Source organism: Aliiroseovarius sp. (assembly GCF_965228805.1).
In the GTDB taxonomy this organism is placed as follows: Bacteria; Pseudomonadota; Alphaproteobacteria; order Rhodobacterales; family Rhodobacteraceae; genus JASBTN01.
Genome location: NZ_CBDDIE010000003.1, coordinates 89,467 through 106,969 on the forward strand (window position 1 = coordinate 89,467; position 17,503 = coordinate 106,969).

18 protein-coding genes are annotated in these 17,503 nt (G+C 64.1%); 11 read left to right on the forward strand and 7 right to left on the reverse strand.

Going from position 1 to position 17,503, the window contains the following annotated elements; translation table 11 throughout:
* Positions 1–26 precede the first annotated feature (26 nt).
* Complete coding sequence (trxB, locus tag ACO07D_RS01425) at positions 27–968, forward strand: thioredoxin-disulfide reductase (protein ID WP_421701148.1); 942 nt, start codon at positions 27–29, stop codon at positions 966–968.
* 13 nt (positions 969–981) lie between these two features.
* Entirely contained in the window at positions 982–1,506 is a 525-nt protein-coding gene (locus ACO07D_RS01430) for an RES family NAD+ phosphorylase (protein WP_421701149.1), read from the forward strand.
* A 39-nt stretch (positions 1,507–1,545) separates the two neighbouring features.
* Here the strand turns inward: ACO07D_RS01430 and ACO07D_RS01435 are convergent, their stop codons facing one another.
* Entirely contained in the window at positions 1,546–2,418 is an 873-nt protein-coding gene (locus ACO07D_RS01435) for a hypothetical protein (protein WP_421701150.1), read from the reverse strand.
* 384 nt (positions 2,419–2,802) lie between these two features.
* Here ACO07D_RS01435 and ACO07D_RS01440 point away from each other — a divergent pair, with 384 nt between their 5' ends.
* The 3 genes from ACO07D_RS01440 to ACO07D_RS01450 all read left to right on the forward strand — a co-directional run bounded on the left by ACO07D_RS01440 (position 2,803) and on the right by ACO07D_RS01450 (position 6,487).
* Positions 2,803–4,875, forward strand: coding sequence for a bifunctional sulfate adenylyltransferase/adenylylsulfate kinase (locus tag ACO07D_RS01440; protein WP_421701151.1), 2,073 nt, complete (start codon positions 2,803–2,805; stop codon positions 4,873–4,875).
* A gap of 89 nt (positions 4,876–4,964) precedes the next feature.
* A complete protein-coding gene (locus tag ACO07D_RS01445; RefSeq protein WP_421701152.1) occupies positions 4,965–5,816 on the forward strand; it encodes a DUF1835 domain-containing protein in 852 nt (283 codons plus the stop codon).
* Positions 5,813–6,487 carry a hypothetical protein gene (locus tag ACO07D_RS01450; RefSeq protein ID WP_421701153.1) on the forward strand — a complete coding sequence of 225 codons (675 nt, stop codon included), beginning with the start codon at positions 5,813–5,815 and terminating at the stop codon, positions 6,485–6,487. Before ACO07D_RS01445 ends, ACO07D_RS01450 begins: the two co-directional genes overlap by 4 nt.
* 6 nt (positions 6,488–6,493) lie before the next feature.
* Here the strand turns inward: ACO07D_RS01450 and ACO07D_RS01455 are convergent, their stop codons facing one another.
* The 4 genes from ACO07D_RS01455 to ACO07D_RS01470 all read right to left on the reverse strand — a co-directional run bounded on the left by ACO07D_RS01455 (position 6,494) and on the right by ACO07D_RS01470 (position 9,116).
* Positions 6,494–7,426: an alpha/beta hydrolase gene (locus ACO07D_RS01455; protein ID WP_421701154.1), complete on the reverse strand. Its 933-nt coding sequence runs from the start codon at positions 7,424–7,426 to the stop codon at positions 6,494–6,496.
* Positions 7,423–8,313, reverse strand: a complete 891-nt coding sequence (locus tag ACO07D_RS01460; RefSeq protein ID WP_421701155.1) for a PhzF family phenazine biosynthesis protein — start codon at positions 8,311–8,313, stop codon at positions 7,423–7,425. Before ACO07D_RS01460 ends, ACO07D_RS01455 begins: the two co-directional genes overlap by 4 nt.
* A gap of 80 nt (positions 8,314–8,393) precedes the next feature.
* The gene (locus ACO07D_RS01465) at positions 8,394–8,621 is read right to left on the reverse strand and encodes a DUF1150 family protein (RefSeq protein ID WP_421701157.1); all 228 of its coding nucleotides are present in this window, start codon (positions 8,619–8,621) and stop codon (positions 8,394–8,396) included.
* Between the two features lie 84 nt (positions 8,622–8,705).
* Positions 8,706–9,116: an Hsp20 family protein gene (locus ACO07D_RS01470; protein WP_300519145.1), complete on the reverse strand. Its 411-nt coding sequence runs from the start codon at positions 9,114–9,116 to the stop codon at positions 8,706–8,708.
* Between the two features lie 211 nt (positions 9,117–9,327).
* Here ACO07D_RS01470 and ACO07D_RS01475 point away from each other — a divergent pair, with 211 nt between their 5' ends.
* The 4 genes from ACO07D_RS01475 (at position 9,328) to ACO07D_RS01490 (ending at position 12,778) form a co-directional block, all read left to right on the forward strand.
* Positions 9,328–9,546, forward strand: a complete 219-nt coding sequence (locus ACO07D_RS01475) for a YdcH family protein (RefSeq protein WP_421704973.1) — start codon at positions 9,328–9,330, stop codon at positions 9,544–9,546.
* A gap of 48 nt (positions 9,547–9,594) precedes the next feature.
* Positions 9,595–10,083, forward strand: coding sequence for a 5-(carboxyamino)imidazole ribonucleotide mutase (gene purE, locus ACO07D_RS01480; RefSeq protein ID WP_421701158.1), 489 nt, complete (start codon positions 9,595–9,597; stop codon positions 10,081–10,083).
* A complete protein-coding gene (locus tag ACO07D_RS01485) occupies positions 10,076–11,152 on the forward strand; it encodes a 5-(carboxyamino)imidazole ribonucleotide synthase (RefSeq protein ID WP_421701159.1) in 1,077 nt (358 codons plus the stop codon). Before purE ends, ACO07D_RS01485 begins: the two co-directional genes overlap by 8 nt.
* Before the next feature lie 897 nt (positions 11,153–12,049).
* Positions 12,050–12,778, forward strand: coding sequence for an outer membrane protein (locus ACO07D_RS01490; RefSeq protein ID WP_421701160.1), 729 nt, complete (start codon positions 12,050–12,052; stop codon positions 12,776–12,778).
* 3 nt (positions 12,779–12,781) lie between these two features.
* On the opposite strand, the gene ACO07D_RS01495 is transcribed toward ACO07D_RS01490, so the two are convergent.
* Positions 12,782–13,393 carry a DUF2937 family protein gene (locus tag ACO07D_RS01495; RefSeq protein ID WP_421701161.1) on the reverse strand — a complete coding sequence of 204 codons (612 nt, stop codon included), beginning with the start codon at positions 13,391–13,393 and terminating at the stop codon, positions 12,782–12,784.
* A gap of 127 nt (positions 13,394–13,520) precedes the next feature.
* On the reverse strand, positions 13,521–14,861 hold the full coding sequence (gene proS, locus ACO07D_RS01500; protein ID WP_421701162.1) for a proline--tRNA ligase: 1,341 nt from the start codon (positions 14,859–14,861) through the stop codon (positions 13,521–13,523).
* Between the two features lie 315 nt (positions 14,862–15,176).
* Between proS and ACO07D_RS01505 the strand changes: the two genes are divergently transcribed.
* The gene (locus ACO07D_RS01505; protein WP_421701163.1) at positions 15,177–16,541 is read left to right on the forward strand and encodes an FAD-dependent oxidoreductase; all 1,365 of its coding nucleotides are present in this window, start codon (positions 15,177–15,179) and stop codon (positions 16,539–16,541) included.
* Positions 16,534–17,502 (forward strand): isopenicillin N synthase family dioxygenase, encoded by a 969-nt coding sequence (locus ACO07D_RS01510; protein ID WP_421701164.1) that lies wholly within the window; start codon positions 16,534–16,536, stop codon positions 17,500–17,502. Before ACO07D_RS01505 ends, ACO07D_RS01510 begins: the two co-directional genes overlap by 8 nt.
* Position 17,503: the final 1 nt, after the last annotated feature.

Below are 17,503 nucleotides of genomic sequence, written 5' to 3' on the forward strand. Positions count from 1 at the left end.
CGCTGAATTCTGCCGCAGAGGTCCCCATGTCCGACTCCCGCCACACCAAAACCCTGATCATCGGCTCCGGCCCGGCCGGTTACACCGCCGGCGTCTATGCCGCGCGCGCCATGCTGAACCCGATCCTGGTTCAGGGCATGGAACCGGGCGGCCAGCTGACCACCACCACAGAGGTGGAGAACTACCCGTCCTTCATCGACATCCAGGGCCCCGAGCTGATGGTGAAAATGGAAGAGCACGCCCGCGCCATGGGCACCGAGGTTGTCGGCGACATCATCACCGACCTGGACCTGTCCGAACGCCCCTTCAAGGCGAAGGGCGACAGCGGCGCGACCTATACCGCCGACAGCGTGATCCTGGCCACCGGCGCGCGCGCCAAGTGGTTGGGGCTGCCGTCGGAAGAGAAGTTCAAGGGCTTCGGCGTCTCGGCTTGCGCCACCTGTGACGGGTTCTTCTATCGCGGCCAGGAAATCGTCGTCGTGGGCGGCGGCAACACGGCCGTCGAGGAGGCGCTGTTCCTGACCAACTTCGCCTCGAAAGTAACCCTGATCCACCGCCGCGACACGCTGCGTGCAGAAAAGATCCTGATCGACCGCCTGATGAAGAACGAGAAGATCGAACCCCTGTGGGATCACACCCTGGAAGAGGTCGTGGGCGACGAGAACCCGCTGGGCGTGACCGGCGTGCGCGCCAAACACGTGAAGACTGGCGAGATTACCGAGATCCCGGCGAAAGGCGTCTTCATCGCCATCGGCCACGCACCCGCCAACGAACTGGTCAAGGACACGCTGGAAACCCATATGGGCGGCTATGTCGTGACCCAGCCTGACAGCACCGCCACCTCGATCCCCGGGGTCTTTGCCGCCGGCGACCTGACCGACCACAAGTACCGCCAGGCGGTGACCTCGGCCGGGATGGGCTGCATGGCCGCGCTGGAAGCCGAGGCCTTCGTTGCCGAACAGGAGTGACCTGCTGCGCCCCTTGACGGGGCGCTTCTGGCGGGCCGGGTTCATCGCCCACGAGGCGGATCTGCTGACTCCGGCCCGCGCGCCCGAAGGCCGCTGGCATCACGGCGGCCAACAGGCGCTTTACCTGTCGGGCAGCCCGGAAGGTTGCCAAGTGGCGCTCAAGGTCTATTTGCGCCAAGACGATGGGCCGCGGGGCATCTACCCGCTAGACGTCAGCGCCCGCCGGATCGCCGATCTGCGCTGTCCGGAGGCCCGGACCTCCCTGGGCACGTCGCTGGACAAGATACACGCCTTCTGGGCCGATCTTTTAGACGCAGGCCAGCACTCCCCAACCTGGACCTTGGCGGACCGGCTGCGAGACATGGGGGCCGACGGGATCTTGACCCCGTCACGGTTCCGCCCCGATCTGACCCATCTGACGCTATTTTCGTGGAACGAGATGCACAAGGCGCAGGTCCAGCGCGCCGGAACGCCCTTGCCTTGGCCCGACCCAGAAGGGGCGCCCCCCTCAAAGACTGGTCACCATAAATCCGGGTAACCTGCTTGGCATAGCCCGACGCCTGCCCTCTTCCGTTCCTCAGTCATCCTTATGGACAAAGAAGACCTGCGCCATACCTTCATAGGCGAACCAGGGCTCGACCGAGAACTGTGGATTTTCCGCAAGCCACTGATGCAGCGCCGCCCGTTCTCCGGTCTTGTTCGAGCCGCATTGCGCATTGTAGTCGTCGAACATCAGAACACTGCCCTGCACCAGCTTGTCGGTCAGGAAATCCAGCGCCGCCTTGCTGGGCAGCATGACATCACAATCAATATGCGCCACCATGCAGGTCTGGGAGACACCTTCGATTGGGCCACTTTTCGGCAGGTCGGTCACGAAGTTCCCCTGCCACAGGTTGACCCGTTCCAGATCAACCGACGCAAGCGCCAGATTGTGCAGGAAGGTACGCTTGTTGCAGAAGAAGGTCTCGTCCCGGAAATCCTCTTCCTCAAGAGACCCGATGATCCCTTCGAAACTGTCGAAACCGCAAAAGCGCACCCCAAGGTTGGCGGCCATTTCCTGATAGGCAAGGGTAAAGGTCTTGCCCTCGAACATACCGAACTCGAAATAACCGATCTCGCGCCCGGCATATTGATGTGACGCCTGGTAATGTACGTATTGGGCCACGGTCGAAAATGCCTCGCGGAAGGTGACCCCGCGCGATGGCGCCACCTCCCCCGCGCCGAAGATCACGCGCCCGAAAACCCGTGTGACCACGTACCCCCGGCGGCGCAGCGGATTGACGATGGCCGCCAGACGGTGAAACCGTGCGCCCGCATGATCTGCCAGGACGATCAGGCTGTCGTCGGGTGTGGCGGACAGAGCGGCAACACGTTCAACGATCTCTTCGGAAATGTCGGCGTTCGAACGGCTGAAATCCACGTCCAATGCCTGGATCTGTTTGCCATCCACCACATTGACGGCTTCAGCGCGAACCGCAGCAATGCGCTCTGTCGATCAAAGGATAATCAGCGAGGCGAACCCATCCCCAAATGTCGAAATATTCCGAGCTATGCTCTGCGCACCTTGAAACAGGCGATCTCCCTAAAATTGAGTAAGTACTTATCGAAAGCCCTAAGACACTTCTGGCACCCCATCAAGGGCGGATTGGCCCGGAACATTCGCCTCAAAACGTCACACTGGAGCGAACAAGCGCACCGACCGCCCCCTTGTCAGGCAACAGCGCCCGTGGTGGCACAGGTTTCGGCGAATATTCACCTTTTACGTGAAAAAGGCTTTGCAGAGCGGGCATTTCATGCGATCCGTTCATGCGTGAACACACTTTGAGTCGTCGCCATGACCACCCAAGAGACAAAAACCACCGCCGAGGAAGACCAGCTCTTCCGGCTCCTGCGCCAGCTTGATACGGCGCCGGATGCCTCGCAACGCGCCTTGGCGGCGGTGATCGGTGTCTCGTTGGGACGACTCAACGCGCTGTTGCGTATGGCGACCGAGGCCGGGCTGATCAGCGTCAGCGACCGTAAGGGCCCCGACAAGCGCCAGAGGTTCACCTATACGCTCACCGCCCGCGGCGGCACCGAAAAGCGCCGCCTCACCGACCGCTTTCTTGCCCGCAAACTGGCCGAATACAACGCCCTGCACGCGGAGCTTACCGGCACCACCAGCGGCCTTGTGCCGCTGAAACACAGGACCAATCCCATGGAAAACAACCTCACGCCCATCCCCGAGCTCTATGTGAGCTATGAAAGCGCGCAGAAACTGAAAGTGGAAGCCGCCGACCTGGTCAGCTGGGACCTGACCCCGCGCCAGATTTGCGACCTGGAACTGCTGATGAACGGCGGGTTCAACCCGCTGAAGGGCTTCCTGACCGAGGAAGACTACAACGGCGTGGTGGAAAACATGCGCCTGGCCGACGGCCAGCTGTGGCCGATGCCGATCAACCTGGATGTGTCCGAGGACTTCGCGGCGCAGCTTACCGAAGGCCAGGACATCGCCCTGCGCGACCAGGAAGGCGTGATCCTTGCCACCATGACCGTCACCGACAACTGGGTGCCGAACAAGGCACGCGAGGCTGAAAAGGTCTTTGGCGCCGATGATGAAGCGCACCCGGCGGTGAACTACCTGCACAACCACGCGGGCAAAGTGTACTTGGGCGGCCCGGTCGTGGGCATCCAGCAGCCAGTGCATTACGACTTCCGCGCCCGCCGCGACACCCCGAACGAGCTGCGCGCCTATTTCCGCAAGCTGGGCTGGCGCCGTGTGGTGGCCTTCCAGACCCGCAACCCGCTGCACCGCGCCCACCAGGAACTGACCTTCCGCGCCGCCAAGGAGGCCCAGGCCAACCTGCTGATCCACCCGGTGGTCGGCATGACCAAGCCGGGCGACATCGACCACTTCACCCGCGTGCGCTGCTACGAGGCGGTGCTGGATCAATACCCGTCCGCCACCACCACCATGAGCCTCTTGAACCTGGCCATGCGCATGGCCGGCCCGCGTGAGGCCGTGTGGCACGGTCTGATCCGCAAGAACCACGGCTGCACCCACTTCATCGTCGGCCGCGACCACGCCGGGCCCGGCAAGAACTCGGCCGGTGAAGATTTCTACGGCCCCTATGACGCCCAGGACCTGTTCCGCGAACACGCCGAGGAAATGGGCATCGAGATGGTCGATTTCAAACACATGGTCTATGTGCAGGACCGCGCCCAATACGAACCGGCCGACGAGATCGCCGACAAGGATGACGTGACCATCCTGAACATCTCGGGCACCGAGTTGCGCCGCCGCCTGGCTGAAGGTCTGGAAATCCCGGAATGGTTCTCCTTCCCCGCCGTGGTAGAAGAACTGCGCAAGACCAAGCCGCCCCGCTCGGAGCAGGGTTTTACCGTCTTCTTCACCGGCTTCTCGGGCTCGGGCAAATCAACCATCGCCAACGCTCTGATGGTCAAACTGATGGAGATGGGCGGCCGCCCCGTGACCCTGCTGGACGGCGACATCGTGCGTAAAAACCTCAGCTCGGAACTGGGTTTCTCGAAGGAACACCGCGACCTCAACATCCGCCGCATCGGTTATGTCGCCTCGGAAATCACCAAGAACGGCGGCATCGCCATCTGCGCTCCAATCGCCCCCTATGCGACCACCCGCCGTGCAGTGCGCGAGGACATCGAGCAGTTCGGCGCCTTCATCGAAGTGCACGTTGCCACCTCGATCGAAGAATGCGAGCGCCGCGACCGCAAGGGGCTCTACAAACTGGCACGTGAGGGCAAGATCAAGGAATTCACCGGGATCTCCGACCCCTATGACGTGCCGGTGAACCCGGAACTGTCGGTCGAGACCGAGAATGTCGAGGTCGACAACTGCGCCCATCAGGTTCTGCTGAAGCTCGAAAGCATGGGGCTGATCAAGGCGTAAGCGCCTGGTCAGAAACACTGGAAGGCCGGGGCATTGCCCCGGCCTTTTTTGTCAGGCAGGGTCGGCGCATGACATTATCTGTACTGACTATGGGTGACAGCGCGGTGGGCCACGTTACCGATTTTCTCAACTCCCAAAACACCTCGGCCCAGGTGATTGGCTGTGTCGAAGATTTTTCCTGCGGACCGCTCCCGGGTCTCGAAGACATGGCCGCATTCGCCCAGGCGCGCTCTGGGTTTTGGAAAACCATAATTCCCGAAGACGAGGCCACCAAACGCCACTGGCGCAAGTTCCTGTCCTACAAGGTCGCAAAGCTGCGCGGGGCGCAACGGATCGAGATCTGGGTCGGCCAAACCGTCAGGGAGCAGTTCTTTCTGCTCGTCTGCCTGGGCCTTCTGGCACGACATGATTTCCCGAAGGACCGCATCTTTTTTCGCCAGTTTCACCAGTTTCGAAACATCCCCGCCCTATTCATGTTGCGCCCAGAGGAGTTCGCACCTCTGCCAGATGCGCAGGCATTTCCGGATTGGCTGACTGACGCGCTGGGGGCACTGACCTCTGGGACGGCAAGGGACATGGACGAACTTGTCGCGCGCGGTTCCGGCCATGCGCCACTGGATCAGGCGCTTGCACTTTGCCTCGCGCGCCGTCCGGACCCCGAAACCGGACTGGGGTCAATCGAACATCGGTTGATCCTGGCCGCAACCGCCGAACATCGGCCAGCAGCACGAACAGTGGGCGAGGCGATGGCGGCACAAGGAGACCCGCGTGACGACCTGGGCGATCTTGTTCTCTGGCACAGGCTTCGGCAGATGCCAGACTGGGTCGAGATCATCGACAAGGGCGCCATCACGGGGTCATGGATGCGCGGCTTCACGGCTGCCTTGACCGAGGATGGGCAGCGGGTGCAGCAACAGCTTCGGTCACAGAGCGCAACATGAGCGAAACCATCGTCTCGCTCACCTCGATCCCGCCCCGTTTTGCGCAGTTGCCCCGCGTGGTTGCAACGTTACAGGCGCAAGGAGCGCAGGTGATCGTCACCCTGCCCCGTCGATACCGCCGCTTTCCCGGGGATCATGCGGTGCCGGACCTGCCGGGCGCAGAGGTCTTGCGCCCGGATGGGGATCTGGGGCCAGCGGCCAAGGTAGTGCATGCGGCGCAGAGGCTGCGTGGGCAGGATGTGGACCTGCTGTATTGCGATGATGACTGGGACTATGCGCCGGGCTGGGTGGACGCCTTTCGCAAGGCGCGCTTGGCGCATCCGGGGGCAGTTCTGGCGGGCGCCACCTTCGGGGCGGAGCGGTTGAAGCTCTCGGGCCCACCAATCGTTCAGGGGTTTGCAGGGGTCATGATCCAGCCCGATTGGCTAGATGACCTGGCCATGACCCTGCCGGAGATCGCCTGGGCCGTCGATGACATCTGGCTGTCCGGCGCCTTTGCCCGGGCGGGGCGTGCGGTGGTCGAACTGCCTGAGGCGCGCAGGCTGGCCACCCCTCTGGCCGATCCCGGCAATCTGCAAGCCGCGCAGGTGGACGGCCAGACCCGAGCCGAGGCCAACCGGGCCTGCGCCCTGCATCTGGCGGCGCGATTCGGAACTTGGCGCCCCCTGTAGAGCGGATCAGTTCGCAGTCAGAAACTGCACGATTTGGGGAACGACGCGCTGTCCCACAGGCAGCTCACCATCAAAATAGGTCGCGAAATTTGTCGCGACGTCCTCATGCGGGACCGGTTTGAACATGTGGTTGAGCTGCGTGAAATCCACCCGCTGCGCATCCGGCCTTGCGGCGGTCAGCGCAGCGGCATCCGTGCCGGTGATCTGCAAATCCTGCCCGCCTTGCAGGATCAGCAAGGGAAGGTCACTTTTCCCGGCCAGCGCCGCTGGATCATGGGAGAACAGGTCGACCATGTACCGTTGCAGCCCCGGCGCAAACAGCCCGGCCAACGCAGGCGGGACCTGATCGGCACTGACCGCCTGCCCGACTTCCAGCGAGGCGATGATGCGCTCCGAGACCTCCAGAAGTTCGGGCATCATCGCCGGTGAGGCCGCCAGTTGCTCGCGCAGGATTGCCCCCAGCGGTCGCCCCGGCCCGGCCAGCGAGACCACGCCGCAGACATTCTCCGCCCCATGCGCCACCGTGTGGAAGGCAACCAGCGCGCCCTCGCTATGGCCAATCAACCAGACACAGTCGCGCGCACCTTGGTGGGCGGCCACCCAGTTGCGAATGTCCGCAGCATAGGCACCGATGGTCACGTCATTGGCATCACTCACCGCCGCGGCGCTGGAAAACATGCCGCGCTTGTCGATGCGGATCGTGCTGATGCCCTGCGCCCCCAGCCCCTCGGCCAGTTGCCTGTAGAGGTTGGTGGTCATGCCAAGGGTGTTGTTGCCATCCCGGTCAATCGGGCCGGAGCCGGGAATGATCAGGGCCAGCGCCTGTTCATCTTCTGCCTGCAGATACGCGCCCTTGAGCGGCCCGGCGGGCCCCGGTGCGCTGACCTCTTCGGCGACTGCGGGCGCGGCCAGACAGGCCACAAGCGCAGCCCATTTCACAGCAGGAGCTCCCCGCGCATGAGCACCCGGCCCGGGCCGCCGACCTTGACCCCGGTGGGGGCCTCGCGTGGGCCCAGCACCTCGACCTGAGCCGCGCCCGGACGTCCCATCCAATGGCCTTGTTCGGCGATGAAATCCGTTTGATTGATCAGCCCGTGATGCCACAGATAGGCGGCCATGCAGCCGGTGGCGGATCCGGTGAACGGATCCTCGGGCGGCATGGGCGCGGGCAACAGCAGGCGCGAGAAGGTATCGCCTATGGCCGTTTCCCCGCCCAGTGTGACCAGAAAGGGTTCAACAAGATCGCCAGGCAGGGTGCCGGGCGGGTTCAGCGCCTCCCAGGCCTCGGAACGCAGCGTGGCACGGCGCAGGGCCTCCTTGTCCTTCAGGACAACGATGCAGAAGGGCGTGCCGGTCGAGACGATCTGTGGGGTACCCACCACGTCCCCGGCCTCCAACCCGTACATCGCGGCAATCCGGGCCGGATCATGGGTGGCACCGAACACCGGCGCGAGCTGGGTCATGGTAACGATGGGGCCCTTTGGCCCGGTCTTGACCTCGATCGGCAACACGCCTGCGCCAACCTCCAGCGTGAACGCCGCCCGACCCGAGGACAGATCGACCAGCCCCCGATCGACAAGCGACACGACGGTCGCCACCGTCGGGTGGCCAGCCATGAGGATTTCCTTGTCGGCAACGTAGTATCGCGCGCCGAAATCGGCCTTGTCCGAACCAACCAGATAGGCGCATTCGCTGAGCGAGGTTTCCCGCACCAACGCCAGCCGGTCGTCAATCGACAAGTCTGCGGCGCCATGCACCACGACACATCCGTTGCCACCAAATGGGGAAGAGGTGAACGCATCCACCCAGTCGAATTCATATGCCATCACGCGCTCCTTCGTCGGAGGCACCATGCCTCCGATCCGCGCGTTTGACCAGCCCCTGCGCGAGGGGCTGACCGGCCGTCTTAGTGTACCGAAACCGGCGACAGGTCGTTCTGCCGTGCCAGCGCAAAAGCCAGGCGACGACCGCGCACCAGGGCCAGGCGTTCGCCATCGGCATCATGCACGGCGAAGAGCCGCTTGATACCCTCGACCTGGGGCCGGATCTCCTCCGGCAGGTCCTCGATATTCACTGGCCGGACATAGACGATACGTTCGCCGTTTTCCGGCATGATTTCATATTTCGCATCCATGACACGTCTCCTTCCATACACAAGATATGGGGTCGGCGCGGGTGTTTCGCCCGTCCGCTCACAAGCTGTTGATGGTCTGAAATATCAGCCGCGATTGATTTGGATCGTCTGCACGACCTTCTCGGGCTCGGCCCGTTCCAGATCGATATGCAGAAGCCCGTTCTCGGTCGTGGCGCCCTTCACATCGACCCCATCGGCCAGGACAAAGCTTTTCTGGAACTGCCGCCCGGCAATGCCGCGATGCAGGAAGACGCGGGTGGCATCGGCCTCGGGCTGGCGACCGCGAATGACCAGCTTGTGGTCCTCGACCGTGATCGACAGGTCGTCATCCGAGAACCCGGCAACCGCGAGGGTGATGCGGTAACCCCGCTCGCTGACCTGTTCGATATTGAAGGGAGGGTATCCATCCTGCCCTTTCGACGCCTGTTCAACCAGACGCTCAAGCTGTTCAAAGCCAAGCAGGAAAGGGTGGGACCCAAGGGTCATTTTCGTCATCGACACGTCCTTCATCAAAGCGACACGTATTGGGGCCCCGCGCGCGGCGACCCTTGGTTGAATATGGGGGGGCACCGGGCGGGCTGCAAGCCCTCTCCACCCGCAGCCTTAACCAGTTGTGCACGACCCTAGGTCACCTGCTCCTGTTCCCCTTGGCGGAACAGGGTCGGGCGGCTAAGTTGTGGGCAAGATTTGGAAAGCCGACTCACTGATGAGCAATGCCGAAGAAATGAAGCCCGAAGAGGTGCTGCGCGTCGAGCTGGAAGTGTTCCGCCGCGAGCATCGCGATCTGGACGACGCCATTACCGCCCTTGAACAGACCGGCCGCGCCGATCAACTGCAATTGCGCCGCTTGAAAAAGCAGAAATTGGCGCTGAAGGACAAGATTGCCGCGATCGAGGACAAACTGACGCCGGATATCATTGCGTAAAGGCCCAAGCCCTTTATAAAGCGGGCTTCAAAGACTTCGGGGGACAGCATGACGGACGTGAAAGTCGGGATCATCATGGGCAGCCAGTCGGACTGGCCCACGATGAAGGAAGCCGCCAACATTCTGGATGAACTGGGCATTGCCTATGAGACCAAGATCGTCTCGGCGCACCGCACGCCGGACCGGTTGTGGGACTATGGCAAGACCGCAGCCGACCGCGGATTGCACGTGATCATCGCGGGCGCGGGAGGGGCGGCGCATCTGCCGGGCATGATGGCTTCGAAAACCCGGGTGCCCGTGGTGGGCGTGCCGGTGCAGACCCGGGCGCTGTCCGGTGTCGACAGCCTTTATTCCATCGTGCAGATGCCCAAGGGTTTCCCGGTCGCGACCATGGCGATCGGCGCGGCGGGTGCCGCCAACGCTGGCCTGATGGCTGCTGGCATTCTGGCAGTGGCTGACGCCGACCTGGCCCAGCGCCTGGACACCTGGCGCGAGGCGCTGTCCGCCTCCATCCCCGACGAGCCCTCCGATGACTGAGGCGCTGCAAACCGGTGCCGTGATCGGCATTCTGGGCGGCGGTCAGCTGGGCCGCATGCTGTCCGTCGCGGCCTCCCGCCTTGGCTTTCGCACCCATGTGTTCGAACCGGGCGCCAACCCGCCCGCGGGTCATGTCGCCGACCGGGTGACCACGGCGGGCTATGACGACGAAGACGCGCTGCGTGCCTTTGCGACAAGCGTCGATGTGGTCACCTATGAATTCGAGAACATCCCCACCGCCGCGCTGGACGTGATCGAGGCGATCCGCCCGATCCGCCCCAACCGCGAGGCCCTGCGCGTGAGCCAGGACCGGTTGGTGGAGAAGGACTTTCTGACCGGGCTGGGCCTGACCGTCGCGCCCTATGCCAACGTGGAAAACGCCGCCGATCTGGATGCCGCGATGGGCAGCATCGGTGCGCCCTCGATCCTGAAGACCCGCCGCTTCGGCTATGACGGCAAGGGCCAGGCCCGCATCATGGCCGCCGAGGACGCGGCGCAAGCGCTGGCCGACATGGCAGGCGCCCCTGCCGTGCTGGAGGGGTTCGTGAACTTCTCCCACGAGGTCAGCGTGATCGCCGCGCGCGGTGTGACCGGCGAGGTCGCCTGCTATGACCCCGGCGAGAACGTGCACAAGGACGGAATCCTGTCCACCACCACCCTGCCCGCGCGCCTGAATGCGGCCCACCGCATGGACGCCGTGCTGCTGGCGGGCAAGATCCTGAATGCGCTGGACTATGTCGGCGTCATGGGCGTCGAGCTCTTCGTCACCCCGCAGGGCCTGGTGGTGAACGAGATCGCGCCTCGGGTGCACAATTCCGGCCACTGGACCCAGAACGGCTGCGCCATAGACCAGTTCGAACAACACATTCGCGCCGTTGCGGGCTGGCCGCTGGGCGACGGATCGCGCCATTCGGACGTGGTGATGGAGAACCTGATCGGCGCTGACATGGACCGCGTGGGTGACATCGCCAAGGAGCCCAACGCGGCGCTGCACCTCTATGGAAAGGCCGAGGTCAAGGCGGGGCGCAAGATGGGCCACGTGAACCGGGTTATTGGGCCGAAGAGCTGACGCCAACTCGAACCCAAGGCCCCCTCTCGCGCATTTCGTGCCGAAATACGCTGCCGGGCAACGCGCGGGCCAAAGGCCCACGCTTGGGGCGCAAGATGGGCCACGTGAACCGGGTTGTTGGGCCGAAGAACTGAGCCGGACCGAGCCCAAGGCCCCCTCTCGCGCATTTCGTGCCGAAATACGCTGCCGGGCAACGCGCGGGCCAAAGGCCCACGCTTGGGGCGCAAGATGGGCCACGTGAACCGGGTTATTGGGCCGAAGAGCTGACGCCAACTCGAACCCAAGGCCCCCTCTCGCGCATTTCGTGCCGAAATACGCTGCCGGGCAACGCGCGGGCCAAAGGCCCACGCTTGGGGCGCAAGATGGGCCACGTGAACCGGGTTGTTGGGCCGAAGAACTGAGCCGGACCGAGCCCAAGGCCCCCTCTCGCGCATTTCGTGCCGAAATACGCTGCCGGGCAACGCGCGGGCCAAAGGCCCACGCTTGGGGCGCAAGATGGGCCACGTGAACCGGGTTATTGGGCCGAAGAGCTGACGCCAACTCGAACCCAAGGCCCCCTCTCGCGCATTTCGTGCCGAAATACGCTGCCGGGCAACGCGCGGGCCAAAGGCCCACGCTTGGGGCGCAAGATGGGCCACGTGAACCGGATTGTTGGGCCGAAGAGCTGACGCTAGCCGCATGTTTTTCTGGAACGCCGTCGCTCTTTCGAGTGGCGGCGTTTCCCTTTGAAAAGGGTAGGTTCGAACGATTCTTGCTCTTATTGCAGTTCAAAATATTCATGTTTATTTACAACAGGTTAGAGTTAAATTTTCTTCGAAAACCGCCAAAACTGGAACGCCGCCCTCGGTCACGCTAGCGATCCTGTGGGCATCTCCGCCCCAACACAGGACCAGATCAATGACATCGAAGCAGTTCCCTCGTGCCGCGACGCTCGCCTGCGCCGCGCTCATGCCCTGCACCCTCTGGGCGGCCGGGCCCGTGCCCCCTGCCGCTCCCACGGCTCTCTCGGCCCCCGCCACCGTCAGCCCCGATCCGGAGTGGGCCGGCGCCTATGGCGGTTTAACATTGGGCTTCGCGCTGCCCGGCCAAGACGCGGTCGGAGTATCTCCTGCTGGCAGCCCGGCCTCGATCGCGATCGGGCAGCTCGATAGCGAAGGGCTGAACGGCGGGGTCCGGCTGGGCTATCGCTGGCAGATCGGTATGGTGGTGGCGGGCCCCGAACTAGCCTTGGAAGGCGGCAAAGTTGAGGACAGGTTCAGTACCGGCGGCTATGACGCCGAGACCCGGCTGATCCGCGCCCTGTCCCTGCGCCTGAAGGCCGGGCTCGCCCAACCGGCCTGGGGCACGCAGCTCTATGCGATTGCGGGCGTATCACGTGGAGAATTCGACTACGCGGTCACCGGGACGGGCGCCGCTGGCCCGGCCGCGATCGACACGGCGTTTTCGGCCAACGGCCATATCCTCGGCCTCGGGATCGAGAAACAGCTGGGCGATCGGTTGTCCGTGACCGGGGAATACGAGCATTCCAGCTTCGGCAAGACCCGGCTGGAGGATGCAGGCGGCGCCGCGACCCAGGCCACGCCGCGGTTTCACAATCTCAAACTGGGGGTGAACCTGCGATTCTAATCCTCATTCGGCGGGGTGTTCCAGCCCCGCCACCGCCGCGCGCGCGGCACGGGTCACCGGGGGCGGTTCACGCAAGCCCCGGGTCTTGTCGGCAACGGGGGTCGGCCTGGGCGTCTTCCCCTCTCGCGCGGCCCTGCGCCGTCGCGAGAGGCCGAACAGCCCCTTCAGAAACCCCACCACCACCAGCCAGCCAGCGCCAAACCCGATGCCCGTCGCCAGCGCCCCGTCGCGAGTCACCGGCACGGCGGGGCGGAAATCGCCCCAGGTGCGCGCGGCAAGCTCACTGTCGCGCAACCGCCAGACCATGGTGAGCCGCTCCAGCGGCGCGGTGCCGGAAAGCGCCGCGTAATCCGCCGACAGACGCTCCAACCGGGCGATATTGCCCTGCATGTCATCGCGCAGCTGGTTCTGGAAAGCCGTGCCTCCCATCTGATCGAGCGCCTCATCGCGGGTCAGGCCAAAACCATCGGCAGAGGCGTCAAAGGCGGCGACCACCGCCGTCAGCTCATCCACCGCGCCCGCCAGGCGTTGCAGATATTGCTGCGAGTACTCGGGGAATTGCGACAGGGTCACGGCACCGCCAAGCCCGCCCACAAGGGCCAGCACGCGGATCATCGCCCCGCCTCCGGTTGGCTGATCATGCCTGTCACCTGCTCTGTTCTTTTGCAGGCAGGATGAAAGAAAAAGGGCGCGGGCGTCAAGATGACCGCCCACACCCCTGATATCTCAGCGATTTTCCGCCTCAGTGGTGCGAATAGATCTCCACCACCTTGGCGATCGCCTGTTCGGGCGGCAGCTCTTCGCTGGTCCCCGTGCGGCGGCAGGTCAGTTCCACCACGCCATTCTTCAGCCCCCGCGGGCCGACAGTGATGCGCCAGGGCAGGCCGATCAGGTCCATGGTGGCGAACTTGCCGCCTGCCCGTTCGGTACGGTCGTCATAGAGCGGCTCCAGACCGGCGGCCTCAAACGCCTTGTAGAGGCTCTCGCAGGCCGCGTCTGCTTCATCGTCGCCCTGTTTCAGGTTCACGATACCGACATGGAAGGGCGTCACGCCCTCCGGCCAGATGATGCCCTTGTCGTCGTGGCTGGCCTCGATGATGGCACCCAGGAGGCGGCTCACGCCGATCCCGTGCGATCCCATGTGCACCGGAACCTTCTTGCCATCCGGGCCCTGGACCTCGGCGCCCATGGCGTCGGAGTATTTGGTGCCGAAATAGAAGATCTGGCCAACCTCGATGCCACGCGCAACGCGGCGGCGCTCTTCGGGCACACGCTCGTGGAAGGCGGCCTCGTCATGGGTCTCATCCGTGCGGGCATACTTCGAGGTGAACTCCTCCAGCACGGCCTGGCACTGCTCGACGCTGTCATAGTCGATCACGCGGTCACCGAAACTCAGGTCGGTAACGGCGCTGTCGTAGAAAACCTCAGACTCGCCAGTCTCGGCCAGCACCAGGAACTCATGCGTATCATCGCCGCCAATGGGGCCACTGTCGGCGCGCATCGGGATCGCCTGCAGGCCCATGCGCTCATAGGTGCGCAGGTAGCTGACCAGGTGACGGTTGTAGGCGTGCAGCGCGTCTTCCTTGGTGAGGTCGAAGTTGTAGCCGTCCTTCATGTAGAACTCACGGCCGCGCATCACGCCGAAACGCGGGCGGATCTCGTCGCGGAATTTCCACTGGATCTGGTAAAGCGTCAGCGGCAGGTCCTTGTAGGAGCTGACGTGGCTGCGGAAGATGTCGGTCACCATTTCCTCGGCCGTGGGCGTGTAGAGCATGTCGCGCCCGTGGCGGTCCTGCATGCGCAGCATTTCCTGACCATAATCGTCATACCGCCCGCTTTCGCGCCACAGGTCCGCGCCCTGCAGGATCGGCATCTGGATTGCAATGTGACCAGCGCGGGCCTGTTCCTCGTGCACGATGTTTTCGATCTTGCGCAGCACCTTGAAGCCGAGCGGCAGCCAGGAATAGATCCCGGCGCTTTGCTGTTTGATCATGCCCGCGCGCAGCATGAGGCGGTGGGATACGATCTGGGCTTCGGAGGGGTTCTCTTTCAGGACCGGCAGGAAATAGCGGCTGAGGCGCATGGGCTGTCTCTCGTCTGATCTGGCTGTTCTAAGCTTTGCTTCGTCCTATGCCAAAGCGCGGGCGGGGGCAATCTTGATTGCAAGAAGGTGGGCAAAGGTGGGTCTCCCGCCCCCGGCCCACGCCTTCGGCTCGTCCGGGGTTGGGCGTGGCTCACTCCGTGAGCCTGGGGGCGGTGCCCCCGGGGCAGCCCCCTCCCCCGAGATATTCATGGCAAGACAACTAGGAGGGGCCGCGTGTTGTTTTGAATTGACGCATTCCGCCCTGCGTGGTCAGGCTGGGCCGGTTTGCAACGGTCATGTGACAGGGAGGCGAGCATGGCAGATACGATCCGGGAACCGGCGCGGGAGGTGCCGGTCATTCATCGCACTGAGGTGCTGGTGGTGGGCTCGGGGCCCGGAGGATTGGCGGCAGCCCTGGCAGCGGTTCGGGCGGGGGTGGAGGTGACCCTGCTGGACCGGTTCGGCTGTTTCGGCGGCAATATCACCACCGTGGGCGTCGAGGGTTTTGCCTGGTATCGGCATGAGGCGACTGTCGAGGCGGGTGGGATCGGGCGCGAGTTCGAGGAACGCGCCAAGGCGATGGGGGCTGCGGTGCCGGAAAGCCAGTCGCTATCCTACGAGCTGGACAGCGAGGGGTTCAAACTGGTGGCGGACCGGCTGGTCGAGGAAGCTGGCATTCATCCGATGTTGCACCGGATGTTCGTCGCTCCCATTCGCGACGGTGACCGCATTACCGGGGTGATTGTCGAAAGCAAGGCGGGCCGCGAGGCGGTGTTGGCCGAGGTGGTGATCGACGCCACAGGGGACGCCGATATCGCCCGCATGATGGGCGCGCCCTGTGTGAAGACGCCCATCGAGCAGATGCAGGCTGCCAGCGTGATGTTTCACATCGCGGGCGTCGACAAGGCGCGGTTCATGGAGGGGGTGCGGGCCGATCCGCAGACCTATGCCGACTGGTCCTCGGGCGAGTGGGTGGTGGAGACGGATGGCAAAGAGGACAACATGTTCTCGCCCTTCCTGGGCAAACCATTCGAGCAAGCCATTCGCGACGGGCTGCTGCCCGCGAACCTCAACACAATCGGCGGCACCTGGGGCGCGGTGCATGACAGTGGCGAGATGACCTATATGAACCTGGTACACCTGGCTGAGGTGGACGGCACCTGCCCCGACAGTATGACCAAGGGCGAGATCGAGGGGCGGCGCCAGGCGATGTTGGCGATTGACGCGTTGCGCGCCTATACGCCCGGCTGCGAGGCAGCGCGGCTCCGGAACTTCGGCATGACCATCGGCATTCGCGACACGCGCAAGATCGACGCGCATTACAACATGACCGAGGCCGATGTGCGACATCAGGGTCGTTTCGAGGACAGCATCGGCATCTATCCTGAGTTCATTGATGGCTATGGCGTGCTGATCCTGCCCACGACCGGCCGCTACATGCAGGTGCCCTACCGGGCGATGCTTCCCAAGGGCGTGCGTGGTCTGCTGGTGACGGGCCGTGCCATTGGCGGGGACAGGATCGCCCATGCCGCCACGCGCAACATGGCGTGCTGCGCGGTGGCCGGACAGGGGGCGGGCGTGGCGGCGGCCCAAGCGGTGCGGCGCGGCTGTGCGCTGGACGCGGTGGATATCACGGCGGTGCAGGTTGAACTCAAAAGGCAGGAGGTGCGCCTTGACTGAACATATCCCAACCATCGACATCTCACGCCTGGGCGGGCCGGGGCATGCGGATTGCGTGGCCGAGGTCATGCAGGCCTGCACCTCGATCGGCTTTCTGTCGATCACCGGCACCGGTGTGGATCCGGCGCTGGTCGATGGCACGCGCGACATGCTGCGGGCGCTGTTTGCTCTACCGGAACAGGCGAAATGGGACCAGGCGATCACGCGCGAGAACTATCGCGGCTTCATCCCGATGGGGTTCTTTACGCCGAATGACGGCTCCGGCACGCCAGATCGCTACGAGGGTTACAAGCTGCATGCGGAAGTGTCGGCGGATGATCCGGTGGTGGCCGACTGCGGGCTTTATGGGCCGAACGTCTGGCCGCACGAACTGCCGGAGGCGCGGGAGGTGATCCTGGCCTATTGGGCAGCGATGGACGGGGTGCTGATGCGGCTGCTGGGTGCGCTGGAAGAGGGGTTGGCGCTGTCACCCGGCGCTTTGACGGGCGGGTTCGAGCGTCCGATGACCAATATGACCCTGCTGCATTACCCGCCGCAGGCGCCAGACGAAGCGGGCTTCGGCATTCACGCGCACAAGGACACCGACGCGCTGACCATCATCGCGCCAGACCCGGTGGGTGGGCTGGAGGTAAAGACCCGTGCGGGCGATTGGATCAGCCCGCAAACCCCGCCCGGCGGCTTCGTCGTGAATATCGGCGACATGCTGGAGCTGTGGTCCGGCGGGCGGCTGGTCTCGACCCCGCATCGGGTGGTGAACCGGTCGGGCAAGGAGCGTTATTCCTTCCCCTATTTCGCGGTGCCGCGCCATGACGTGGTGATCGCGCCGCTTTTGGACCCGGTTCCCGGGTTCGACCGACCCTCGGTCCATGTCGGCCATTGGTCGGCAGAGACCTGGCGCACCAACTGGCCGGACGAGCAGGCCGACGAGAAAACACCGGAGCTGGGCACGATCCACGATTGAC

Excerpts from the sequence above, each read along its gene's own strand:
- trxB (WP_421701148.1), top strand. The coding sequence starts at position 27 with ATGTCCGACTCCCGCCACACCAAAACCCTGATCATCGGCTCCGGCCCG.
- ACO07D_RS01440 (WP_421701151.1), top strand. The coding sequence starts at position 2,803 with ATGACCACCCAAGAGACAAAAACCACCGCCGAGGAAGACCAGCTCTTC.
- ACO07D_RS01445 (WP_421701152.1), top strand. The coding sequence starts at position 4,965 with ATGGGTGACAGCGCGGTGGGCCACGTTACCGATTTTCTCAACTCCCAA.
- ACO07D_RS01450 (WP_421701153.1), top strand. The coding sequence starts at position 5,813 with ATGAGCGAAACCATCGTCTCGCTCACCTCGATCCCGCCCCGTTTTGCG.
- ACO07D_RS01460 (WP_421701155.1), bottom strand. The coding sequence starts at position 8,313 with ATGGCATATGAATTCGACTGGGTGGATGCGTTCACCTCTTCCCCATTT.
- ACO07D_RS01465 (WP_421701157.1), bottom strand. The coding sequence starts at position 8,621 with ATGGATGCGAAATATGAAATCATGCCGGAAAACGGCGAACGTATCGTC.
- ACO07D_RS01470 (WP_300519145.1), bottom strand. The coding sequence starts at position 9,116 with ATGACGAAAATGACCCTTGGGTCCCACCCTTTCCTGCTTGGCTTTGAA.
- ACO07D_RS01475 (WP_421704973.1), top strand. The coding sequence starts at position 9,328 with ATGAGCAATGCCGAAGAAATGAAGCCCGAAGAGGTGCTGCGCGTCGAG.
- purE (WP_421701158.1), top strand. The coding sequence starts at position 9,595 with ATGACGGACGTGAAAGTCGGGATCATCATGGGCAGCCAGTCGGACTGG.
- ACO07D_RS01485 (WP_421701159.1), top strand. The coding sequence starts at position 10,076 with ATGACTGAGGCGCTGCAAACCGGTGCCGTGATCGGCATTCTGGGCGGC.
- ACO07D_RS01490 (WP_421701160.1), top strand. The coding sequence starts at position 12,050 with ATGACATCGAAGCAGTTCCCTCGTGCCGCGACGCTCGCCTGCGCCGCG.
- ACO07D_RS01495 (WP_421701161.1), bottom strand. The coding sequence starts at position 13,393 with ATGATCCGCGTGCTGGCCCTTGTGGGCGGGCTTGGCGGTGCCGTGACC.
- proS (WP_421701162.1), bottom strand. The coding sequence starts at position 14,861 with ATGCGCCTCAGCCGCTATTTCCTGCCGGTCCTGAAAGAGAACCCCTCC.
- ACO07D_RS01505 (WP_421701163.1), top strand. The coding sequence starts at position 15,177 with ATGGCAGATACGATCCGGGAACCGGCGCGGGAGGTGCCGGTCATTCAT.